This window comes from Streptomyces sp. PTL18, from assembly GCF_059510295.1.
On sequence record NZ_JCAJZO010000065.1, the window covers coordinates 1 to 9,399 of the forward strand.

10 protein-coding genes and 2 pseudogenes are annotated in these 9,399 nt (G+C 68.0%); all 12 read right to left on the reverse strand.

The window, feature by feature from the left end:
• A pseudogene (locus AC5WS8_RS38510) lies at positions 1-1,262 on the reverse strand (site-specific integrase); the annotation flags it as partial.
• A complete protein-coding gene (locus AC5WS8_RS38515) occupies positions 1,259-1,612 on the reverse strand; it encodes a helix-turn-helix domain-containing protein (RefSeq protein WP_496108133.1) in 354 nt (117 codons plus the stop codon). The gene AC5WS8_RS38515 and the pseudogene AC5WS8_RS38510, both read right to left, overlap by 4 nt.
• A 16-nt stretch (positions 1,613-1,628) precedes the next feature.
• A complete protein-coding gene (locus AC5WS8_RS38520; protein ID WP_496108134.1) occupies positions 1,629-1,841 on the reverse strand; it encodes a tyrosine-type recombinase/integrase in 213 nt (70 codons plus the stop codon).
• A 133-nt stretch (positions 1,842-1,974) separates the two neighbouring features.
• Positions 1,975-2,466: an Imm21 family immunity protein gene (locus AC5WS8_RS38525; protein WP_496108135.1), complete on the reverse strand. Its 492-nt coding sequence runs from the start codon at positions 2,464-2,466 to the stop codon at positions 1,975-1,977.
• 67 nt (positions 2,467-2,533) lie between these two features.
• Complete coding sequence (locus AC5WS8_RS38530; protein WP_496108136.1) at positions 2,534-2,890, reverse strand: hypothetical protein; 357 nt, start codon at positions 2,888-2,890, stop codon at positions 2,534-2,536.
• Between the two features lie 69 nt (positions 2,891-2,959).
• Positions 2,960-3,409, reverse strand: coding sequence for a hypothetical protein (locus AC5WS8_RS38535; RefSeq protein WP_496108137.1), 450 nt, complete (start codon positions 3,407-3,409; stop codon positions 2,960-2,962).
• 50 nt (positions 3,410-3,459) lie between these two features.
• A complete protein-coding gene (locus AC5WS8_RS38540; protein WP_496108138.1) occupies positions 3,460-3,921 on the reverse strand; it encodes a hypothetical protein in 462 nt (153 codons plus the stop codon).
• The gene (locus tag AC5WS8_RS38545; protein ID WP_496108139.1) at positions 3,918-5,897 is read right to left on the reverse strand and encodes a site-specific integrase; all 1,980 of its coding nucleotides are present in this window, start codon (positions 5,895-5,897) and stop codon (positions 3,918-3,920) included. Before AC5WS8_RS38545 ends, AC5WS8_RS38540 begins: the two co-directional genes overlap by 4 nt.
• Before the next feature lie 6 nt (positions 5,898-5,903).
• Positions 5,904-6,119, reverse strand: coding sequence for a hypothetical protein (locus AC5WS8_RS38550; RefSeq protein ID WP_496108140.1), 216 nt, complete (start codon positions 6,117-6,119; stop codon positions 5,904-5,906).
• Positions 6,116-7,831 carry a hypothetical protein gene (locus AC5WS8_RS38555; RefSeq protein ID WP_496108141.1) on the reverse strand — a complete coding sequence of 572 codons (1,716 nt, stop codon included), beginning with the start codon at positions 7,829-7,831 and terminating at the stop codon, positions 6,116-6,118. Before AC5WS8_RS38555 ends, AC5WS8_RS38550 begins: the two co-directional genes overlap by 4 nt.
• Positions 7,831-8,391, reverse strand: a complete 561-nt coding sequence (locus AC5WS8_RS38560; protein WP_496108142.1) for a hypothetical protein — start codon at positions 8,389-8,391, stop codon at positions 7,831-7,833. The genes AC5WS8_RS38555 and AC5WS8_RS38560 overlap by 1 nt, the downstream gene beginning before the upstream one ends.
• A gap of 553 nt (positions 8,392-8,944) precedes the next feature.
• Positions 8,945-9,298, reverse strand: a pseudogene (locus tag AC5WS8_RS38565) (site-specific integrase); the annotation flags it as partial.
• Positions 9,299-9,399 lie beyond the last annotated feature (101 nt).

A 9,399-nucleotide genomic window follows, 5' to 3' on the forward strand; every position in this document is an offset into this window, starting at 1 on the left:
TTAGTGAGGAGCTCATCGAGCCGCTGTTTGAGTGTGCACCGAGGGCACGGGCCAGGCGCTTGCAGCCGTTCCGCTTCGCCGCAGGTGGGACACGGGCGCCAGAGCTCGGCGTCCGGTGCGGTGCACGGGCCGCAGACCGGGGCGTCGGCGGTGCCGGAATGGATACCCCTCAGCCGTCCACAGACGGCGCACTGAGCTTGGCGCTTATCGCAACCGCCGCAGCGAGGCAGTCCCGTCAGCTTCGAGAGCATGCAGGGCGCTGAGCGGCCACAGATCGAGCACACCAGCATCGGCACGGGACGGCAGTTGGGGCAGACCGGACCGGCGGGAGTACGGATACTCACCATGCGCAGTTGGCCGCAGGCGGTGCAGGTCTCCCGGTTGGCCGGGTCCGTGATCAGGCAGTTCGGACACAGCGGGCGTCCTTGGGCGTCGCGGGTGCCGGGCTCGCGCCGGGCGCCGCAGCGTACGCATTCTTCGATACGGGACTTGGCGATGCAGTTGCGGCAGACCCGCTGTCCGTCGAGCGGCTTGTCGATGCGGACCACGCGGTGGCAGCGGGGACAGGCGGGCCGGACGATCCCGGCGACATCGGCTGCGTGCAGCAGGTCGATGAACCGCGGGATGGCGCGGAGGGGCGCGAGGTGGCCCTCCCCGGTCAGCAGTCTTGGGTTCTCCTCCAGGGCCCAGGCCAGTCTCTGCTGGTAGGAGGGCCGGGATGCCGACCGGCGTATCGCGTCGGCGATGACGTCGCGGTCGGCGTCCCTGTCGATGGTGGTGATCACCTCGTGGATGATCGTGACCGGATCACGGTCGTCGGTGTCGGGACACATCGAACAGCGTGGCTGGCCCGTGCGGTCCCGCGAGGAGATACGCCGGGTGTTTCCGCAGGCGGCGCACTCAGTGGTCTCCTGGCCACAGACCGAGCAGTACCAGTCCTGTCCGCGACGCTGGAAAGTGCGCAGGAGCTTGCCGCACTCCGCGCAGACCGGCGGCGAGATCGCCGAGGCGCCGGCCTTGCGGAGCTCAACGAGCAGGTCACCTATGGCCCGGGGCGCCGGGGACCGGCCGTCGGTCAGGACGGCGGGCCGCCCCGCCAGGGCCTGAGCGAGGCGACGCGACTTCGCTCGGCCGCCCGCGACCGTGGCGACCACGGCCCGGATGGTGTCGGGGGCGAGTTCCCTCTCGATGTCGGCGATCAGGTCGGTGACCAGGCCGATCGGGTCCGCGACGGCGCGGTCGGGATGGTCAGCGGTGGTCACGGCCGGTCAACACCCCTGATACGGGCCCGCTTGGGACGCAGTCCGCTGAGTCCCTCTGAGTCGGGCGCCGTGCCGCCGCCGGCGGCGGCCTTCTTCGGCTTCTTCACGGCCGCGGCCACCGCGATGGGCTCGATGAGGTCGTCCATGGTGCAGTCCAGGATGTCGAGCAGGGCCATGAGGATCTTCAGGCTGAGCCTCTCAGGCCGCTCGACGACGAGCCGGTAGACCTGGCTGGAGGACAGGGGGATGCCGCGTTCGGCGAGCGGCGGGATGAGGTCGGTGGTGGAGAACATCCCGCGGTCCGCCATGACCTTGCGCAGGTGCCAGTGGTAGTCGAGCTTGGCGGTCATCGCCGGATCCCTCCCGTCAGGCTCCGGCGAATGCCGGGGCCAGTGCCTTGTGCAGGGAAGTGTTCATGAAGTCGTCGCTGACGTGGGTGTAGATGGCCAGGGAGCTGTCGCACTCGTGGCCGACCTGCTGCTGGATGAAGCGCCGGTCCACCCCGTCCTCCGTCAGATGCGTGACGTACGTGTGCCTTGTGTCCGCAGAGGCCGTGTGCGGATGAGTGCGTGTTGTCATTGAGCTGGCGGGGTTCGGAGGCTCCGTTTGCCACGCTGGTATCGGTGCGTGTTGCATTGCGACAGCGCAGACGTGACGCAGACCACACTCCCGGGTGACGTCGGGTGTCGGCCGTGGCATCCGAGGCAGGGGCTCAGACTCGCGTGAGTCGCACGAGGATGAGGTATTCGCCAGGTGTCTCGACGTAACCGGCATCGATGACGTACTCGCCCGTCGCGAGGTCGATGCGTAGGTGCTCCTCGTTCTCGATCTCGGTGGAGTCGTAAACCGAGTCGAACAGGATGACTGGCTCCGCGACGTTCCAAATCGGACCGGGTTCCCAGTCCACGTTTGGCAGGAGTTCGGCGACCAGGTCCGGCAGCTCTGCTTCGTCGTCGCCCGCGATCTCACGGACCAGAACGTTGAGCTGGGGGAGGAATGTAGTCCGTGCGGGCATGTCCCCGAGGGCCAGAGCCTGCGAATCGCCGACATCGATCAGCCCAATGTAGCCCTCGACCTCGCAGGCTCGTCCGTAATCGCCCTCGTCGTCGGGGTAGTTGCGCGGTGCCCCACCCCACTTTGGGCAGTCTGACTCGGCGACCAGGATCAACGGCCCGCCGGCCGAGGTCACCCAGGTGAGGCCCATCGGGGTCTCCGATCATTGTTGTAGGGAAGAGGGCGGCCGGTCTCGTCTGGAGCGCGTCCCGAGCGGGTCAGTCCTCGGCCTTGCTCTCGCGGTTCGCGAGGAACTCGTCGAGGAGTTGGAAGAGCACCTCGATGGCGCGGGCTTCGTTCTCGGGGGGCAGGTTCCAGGGGTTGTCCCAGCCGTCGGGCAGGGCGATGTGCAGGATTTGGCCGGGCCATGCGTGGATGCAGTCTTGTCCTCGGCGGGCGACAAGCCACTCGCGCCACCCGGCAAGTCCTGCTGTCCCGTGCCGAGCCGAGCTCTGGTCGTAGCCGATAAGAAACGCGGTCAGCGCGTGGTAGGAGGTTCGGCCGACGAACATCCCAGGCCGCTTACCGACGTTGGCGAAGTACTCGCGTTCGCTCATCTCGATGAGACTGGTCATGAGTCCGTTCTCTCGCGTGATCGTGGTGAGGCCTGGAGCCACGCGCCCCGGCCGGAAGCGGTCGCGGGGTCAGGGGCAGATCCAGCAGTAGAGGCGGGCTCCTTGGGTGACCGCTCGGCCGGCGAGATCGGACAACTGCTTCAGGAAGCTGGTGAGGTCTTCTGGATCGGCCGGGTAGTAGAACACACCCTCGGTGCGCGACCAGCCAGTGGCGACGTCGTGCAGGAACCTGGTGTCGCAAGTCGCGAGCGCGTCCCGAAGGGCGTCCGTCAATGACACCACCACTTCGCCGTCCCCGACTATTCCGATGAGACTGCCGTGTCGAGGGTCGGACTGGACCTCTGCGGCGGACCGGCCTGTCATGAGTGTCTCGGCGGGCGTCAGCTCGACCACTGGGTCGATGCCCTTGACCACCAGCTGGTCATAGCCGGTCCCGCTGGGCTGGTCGTCATCGCGGACGACAACTCGGACAGCGTCGTCGTCATCAGCAGCGGCGAAGTAGCCGTAGAGAACGCCCATGGGCAGATCATCGCACCCGGTGCTGACAGCGCCGGGTGCGAGACGGTTGTCTAACTGCAGGATCCGATCGTTGTGGTCCGAGGTGCCGGGAGGCGGCTGATGCGACTGGTTCCGGCGGCGGCTTCGCGGAGCCGGGCGATCTCCTCGTACTGGGCGGCGAGCCGGGCCAGGACCTGGGTGCGGAAGTCCGTGAGCTCGTCGACCGTCTGCTCCGACGCGGCCAGCCGCTCCTTGAGCTTGGCGTTCTCCGCCTTGAGCCGGGCGATCTGGGCTTCGCGGGGGTCAGGGATCTCGCCGACCTGCTGCAGCGCCTGCAGACGTCGCTCGAACTCGATGCGGAGGTGAGCGTAGGGGCGGGTGCCGTAGAACGCGGTGCGGTCGACCGCGGCTTCGGCGGCGAGGGTCTTGATGTCGCACTTTCCGCCGGGCGGGATTTCGCCGCGAAGGAGGCGGTCCATGGCGGCCCGGATGCGATTCTCGTTCTCGGTCCGCTGAGCTGCGGAGATTCTCATGCGGACTCCTCGTCCTTGGTGTTGGCGGCGTCGATCTCGGCGACGATGCGGAGGGCCCGGTCGTAGTCGGCCTGGAGCCGGGTGCGTTCGGTCTTGCGTGTGGTGCCGAGCTGGCCGAGGAAGATCTCGGTGCGTTCGGCGTGCTCGGCCCAGACGGGCCGGTGGCAGGGGTGATGGGTGGCCTGCGGACAGCGGGCGGAGTCACACATCCCGACCAGCGGACGGTCGGCCGTCGGGGTGCCGGCCAGCTTGAGGCAGAGTGCCCGGGACGGGTCGGTGAACCAGCAGTAGTTCGCCGGGCCGAGGTGCAGGACGTTGGCGCGTTTGGTCAGGAGGTTGAGGACGTCTCGGTCGTTGCGCTGGGTTTTCGGGGCCGTGGCCGAGGCGGCATCGAGCTGGGCGTCGATGCCGGCGAATAACTCGGTGAGGCTGCGGGCGCCGGGACCGGCGGGCAGAACGCCGTCCTGGTAGTTTCGGAACTCCTCCAGTACCAGCTGGAGATTGCGCTCGCTCTCGTGCTTGTTGACCTCAGCCAACAGCTCGGCCTGGGCCCCGCCAGGGCGCGAGGTATAGCCCTCCGTTGTGGCCACGGCGATATGTTTCATGTGGATCTTGGTGGCCAGGACGCCGCCGGGCCGGTAGGCCATTTCCAGGGACAAAGTGCGCCGCAGCATCCGCAAGTTGACTGGTCCCTCGGGGATTGTCGCCAGGCCAAGTCGTCGGCCGGCTTCGGAGTTGGCCCAGTTCTTGAACCACTTGAAGCGGACGTTGAAGGAGAACCTGCCGATCAGCAGGGCTCCTTTTGCCGGGGCGTCGTGCAGTTGCTCCAGGAGCTCGATCGCGCGATAGACCGGCTCGATGACGACCCACTCGTCGGCGGTGCCGCCCAGCGGCTGCCCTTTGACGATCTTGCTGGCGATCCGGTAGCGGGGTAGGCCCGGGACGGACTCTTCGGACGGTCGTCGGCAGCCGATGCACAATTCCATCAGCTCACTCGCCCGCATGCCTGAGACGGCGGCAGCGGTAATGATCGCGGCAGTGCGGACGATGCCGACCAGGGCGACGGCCTGGAGCCGGGACAGTGGCAGGGTCCAGGGCACTGACGATGTTCCGTCGACTGCGGGGGCCGGGTCCGCGTCGCGGCCGAACGGTCTCTCGACGCCGACCCGTGCAAGGGCGGCTTCCAGCGCCGGCCTCATGGTGGGCAACCACGGGTGGCAGAACTGGCTCAGCCCGGCCCGGCGGGCGATGGTGCCCATGGCCACTGGGAGAAGAGGATCGTCCTCGGCCCAGCCCTTTTCCAGGCGTTTCGCGATGTAATGGTCCTCCAACATGGGCAGGGCTGTGCACGTTCGCGTGTACTCGGCGAGGATTTCGCTGAGCTCCCGGACCGGGACGCGGTTCTTGGGGCCGACGCGTCGGAGTCCTTGGGCTCGCCGTGCCGAGTGAAGGTCGGATTCGCGGATCTTGTGTGCCAGGTCGACGGCGTGCGGGCCCAGTGTGGACATCAGATAGAGTGCGGCCGCGAGCATCGGCTGCATGATGTCGTCCGCGACCGGTTGGGTCTTGTTCTCATCTCGGCCGCTGGGCATCTCGGCGACGGCGGAGGCGGTGGCGCCGCCCCAGGGCCGCAGCTCGGCGGAAACGCGGTCGGCGGTGAACAGGTCGCGGTAGTTCACCAGGTCGACAACGACCTGAGCGGCGGATCTCCTGGTCGCGTGGCTGTTCTCGCCGATCACGGCTCCGTCCTCATCGAGCACGTAGCGGCGGTGGGCCAGGTATGCCTCGCAGTCCCGGGTGGTGATCTGTTGCAGGCCGCCGGTCGCCCGTTCGCCCAACCAGTTGAAGAAGCGGACGAGTTCGTCGAGACGGCTGCGGCAACTGGTGACGTGGAGCGGGTTGCGGAAGGCTCGGGGCAACGGGACGACCTTCTGATGGCGTGGTGCGAGCATCGCCAGGACCAGTTCCTTGGCCACCAGTCGTCAACGCGAGTCCTTGATCAGGGTGAAGTCGAAGCGCCTCAGCGAGGGGCTCAACTGGGTCGGCAAGCCGATGACGTGGGTGAAGTCCCAGACGTCGTCCTCGAACGCGGGGCGAGCGGCGTTGTCCGGAAGGGCCAGGCCGGCTTCGTCGCAGACATCGGCGCCCGCAAAGACGGCAGAGTGTCCGTCAAAGGCGGGTGCGAGAGCGGTGTTCATGCGGTCATCTCCTCGGGTCGCAGGGGAAGTTCGTCGTCCCGGTCGGTGACGTGGGCGGCGGCCGCGGTGACCACGGCCGGATCGAAGCGGTCCAGGACCTGCTGGATGCGGGCGGCGTAGGGGCCGAAGACCGCCATGAAGTGGGCGGCGGGCATCTGCTGCCACTGCCGGGAGAAGAACGCCTTCAGCCGCAGCAGGCTGACTGCATGCCGTGGTGCGAACACCGCCAGGGGACACAACAGGCAGACCCAGGGGCGGGCCGGACAGGGCTTGCCCTTCGGGCCGTGAAGTCCGGACAGCTGATCGCCGCATGCGGCGGTGAACACATCCCGCTGTCCGCCCACGAGTTCGGCGATCACCTCGTCGTCGAGGGCAAGGTCCGCCACGAGCTGCGGATAGCCCTCAGCCAGGGCGGCGGCCTCTTCCTCGGTGATCACCGTCGGCGGATGCGACCTGCGCAGCAGGTCATGCTGGGCGTCTTCGATCACAGCCTCGACCGCCCGTTGCTGGGCGGGGGTCGCGGCCGTCAGATAGTGGTCGCCTTCGACGGCTGGGGTGTGGTTCGGGTCGATGGTGGCCCGGCCGCTGCCGGTCCACGCGCTCTTGTCCCGCATCGCCTCGTGCGTGGTGCGGATCCGGGACCGGTGGATCTTCAAGGGCTGCCCGTCGTCTCCGACCAGCTGGTGCCGCTGGACCCACCGCTGGATGGCGACGCGGTCGAACTGCCGCACCCGGCGGTCACCGCCGGCCCGACTCAGCCCCAACCACAGTTTGCGGCCCTCGTCCGGCGGAACGAACCTCCGCAGCAGCGTGGAGTGGGCCAGCCACTGCTCCAGCAGGCGCACGGCCCTGCGCGGCAGATTCAGGCTCTCGGCCGCGGTGCGGCCCTTGACGTAGGAGAGCAGGATCGTGGAGTCCCCGGCCCAGTCGACGTCCTGCGTGACCAGGTCCTCGATGCCGTCGGGGACGATGCCGGAGTAGATGCCGAACAGCAGCCGGTAGGCGATGAGCACTTCCAGGTGCGGGAACAGGGCCTGCGCCGCGTCGTGGAAGCCGCCGCGGCGGTGAACGAGAGCGGCCGAGATGCCGACGTTGCGGCCGAACGTGGAGATGTTCGCCGGCCCGATGGTGGCCAGCAGCCAGCGAAGATTTCGGGGAGTCCATCCGCCCTCGGCGGGGAGTTGGCCGTGAGCGACAGCGGTCAGGGCCTGCCGGTGGGCCGCGTACGACTCCTCGACGAGTCGTCGGCAGAGGTCTCCCAGCCGCTGCCACTCGGTCTCGGAGTAGGGAGGCAGGGTGTGGTGGTTCGGCTGAACGTTGAAGTTCCGCCCAGCCGCGAGCTCCAGCACACCGTCCGTCAGCGAGCCGCCGGCCTGACCGAACGCCTCGATCATCGCGCGGGTGCATGCCTCCCGGCTCCCCGAGCATCCCATCAAATACTCGGCCAGCCTGCCCCGTCTGAGCTGGTCGAGGCCGCCGGTGAAGCCCTGCGCGGCCAGTGTCCGCACCATGCCCCGGATCGCCTGGGCGTAATGGTTGACCGTGCCCGCGGTATCCGCAGTGCCGTGCGGGTGGATCAGGTCCACCAGGCCAGTGGCCAACTGCCGGGTTAGCAACGGGTTCGGCAGGCCGTCCAGCGAGAACGCCGCACGGCTTCCGTCGCTGAACACGCAGGTGATTCCCAGGGGCTGGTCGATCAGCATGGTCGGCATCAAGCAGCCCCGTTCTCGATGTCGTCGTCGAACTCGGCGGCGGCTTCCCGATCGGCGCTCGCGTCGTCGGTCAGTCCGGCTGCGGCACCGGCGCCCTCGTATGCCTCCCGGAAGATACGCGTTGTGTCCAAGCGCCGGAGGTATTTTTCCGTGGTGAGGACGGTGGAATGTCCTAGAAGATCACGAAGTACCAGCAGCGGGTCGGCCTTGCTGAGGTAGAAGACCAGGGCGGCGTCGGCATCGGTGTCCCGCACGAGCTTCGCGGCTTGCCGGTAGTGCCCGGTGACCAGGTATTCCAAGGTCCTCATCGAGAAGGTGTGGCGGCATCGGTGGGGCCAGACGTGCGGGAATCGGGGCTCGAAGCGGGCCCGGATCCGGTCGGATGTGCGCTCGAAGACCGTCGCCCAGGCGGTGAACGGGCCGCCGCCGTTCTTCACCGCCAGCAGGCACGAACCGCCCTGCGGGGCGACCAGGCGGCGCCGCTCGGCCGGAGTCAGAGACGCCCAGGGCCGCCGGATCCCGTTGATCAGCCCTCCCCGGGCGTCCGGCTCGGTGACCATCAGCGGTTCGCCCCACCGCCGTGGCGGCCGCCAGGGTGAGCCTTCCGTCGTGGCGGCGCGGTCCAGGTCGAGGTAGTCGTGCAGTCCAGGCCTGGTAAGAGGTCCACGTGGTGCGGAACTTCTTGCCCTTGGTGATCGCGGCCGGCACTGGGAACGGGATGGGAACCGCGGTCGGCTCCGACGGCAGGGCGGGGATCTCCCAGGGCAGCAGGTAGGTGAACTCCTGCAGCCGCATCCCGGTGGCCAGCGCGTGATCCCCGACTGCCGCGTTGCGGGTCAGCTCCCGCCCGTGGAAGCCGGTGTCCTGCGAGCCGTCCGGGGCGAGCCCGCGCAGTCCCTTGCGGAACAACTCGGTGAAGTCCGGCTCCAGATACTTGATCGTCACGTGTGGCTTCGGGGTGCGGCGGACCGCCAGATTCACTTTCACTTCCCGGCCGGTGCCCGCGAACAGGGCTCGCGCGGCGCGGTAGGTGAACGGCTCGGCCGTCGCGTACCCCTCGTTGATCGCCCACCGATAGAACAGCGACAGGATGCTCATGTGCTGGCCCCACGTCGTCGCCGCGAACCGGGCCTTCAACGGACCAGCCGCCCGATACTCGGCGTACCGGCTCAACGCGGCCTTCAGCCGTACCCGCGAGTCGAACAGACCCACCCCGTGCTCGTCCAGGAACTCCATCCACTCCTTGACCACCCGCGCGTAGTTCTCCCACGAGCTCGGTGCTGGCGCCCCGCTGGCCGGGAGTTCACGCAACCACCGGTTCACCACCGCCACCGGACGCGGCGCTGCCGGACCGTCCTCGAAGCACAGGTCGTCATCGACGAGCACAGGCATCCCCTCGGGGATCAGTAGCCGATGCTCGACGTTCCAGGACTCCCAGCCCCGGGACGAGAAGAAACTCAAGATCATGGGCGCTGACAGTATTGATCCGAAACTCAAAGGGTTCTATTCGAGGATGTAGCGGACGTAGGGTCCGCCGAAGTAGCCGCGGACGATGTGCGGCTGACGTA

What these genes read in the sequence shown, in the direction of transcription:
- AC5WS8_RS38550 (WP_496108140.1), bottom strand. Translation starts at nt 6,119, where the DNA reads ATGAACACCGCTCTCGCACCCGCCTTTGACGGACACTCTGCCGTCTTT.
- AC5WS8_RS38540 (WP_496108138.1), bottom strand. Translation starts at nt 3,921, where the DNA reads ATGAGAATCTCCGCAGCTCAGCGGACCGAGAACGAGAATCGCATCCGG.
- AC5WS8_RS38515 (WP_496108133.1), bottom strand. Translation starts at nt 1,612, where the DNA reads ATGACCGCCAAGCTCGACTACCACTGGCACCTGCGCAAGGTCATGGCG.
- AC5WS8_RS38520 (WP_496108134.1), bottom strand. Translation starts at nt 1,841, where the DNA reads ATGACAACACGCACTCATCCGCACACGGCCTCTGCGGACACAAGGCAC.
- AC5WS8_RS38560 (WP_496108142.1), bottom strand. Translation starts at nt 8,391, where the DNA reads ATGGTCACCGAGCCGGACGCCCGGGGAGGGCTGATCAACGGGATCCGG.
- AC5WS8_RS38535 (WP_496108137.1), bottom strand. Translation starts at nt 3,409, where the DNA reads ATGGGCGTTCTCTACGGCTACTTCGCCGCTGCTGATGACGACGACGCT.
- AC5WS8_RS38530 (WP_496108136.1), bottom strand. Translation starts at nt 2,890, where the DNA reads ATGACCAGTCTCATCGAGATGAGCGAACGCGAGTACTTCGCCAACGTC.
- AC5WS8_RS38555 (WP_496108141.1), bottom strand. Translation starts at nt 7,831, where the DNA reads ATGCCGACCATGCTGATCGACCAGCCCCTGGGAATCACCTGCGTGTTC.
- AC5WS8_RS38525 (WP_496108135.1), bottom strand. Translation starts at nt 2,466, where the DNA reads ATGGGCCTCACCTGGGTGACCTCGGCCGGCGGGCCGTTGATCCTGGTC.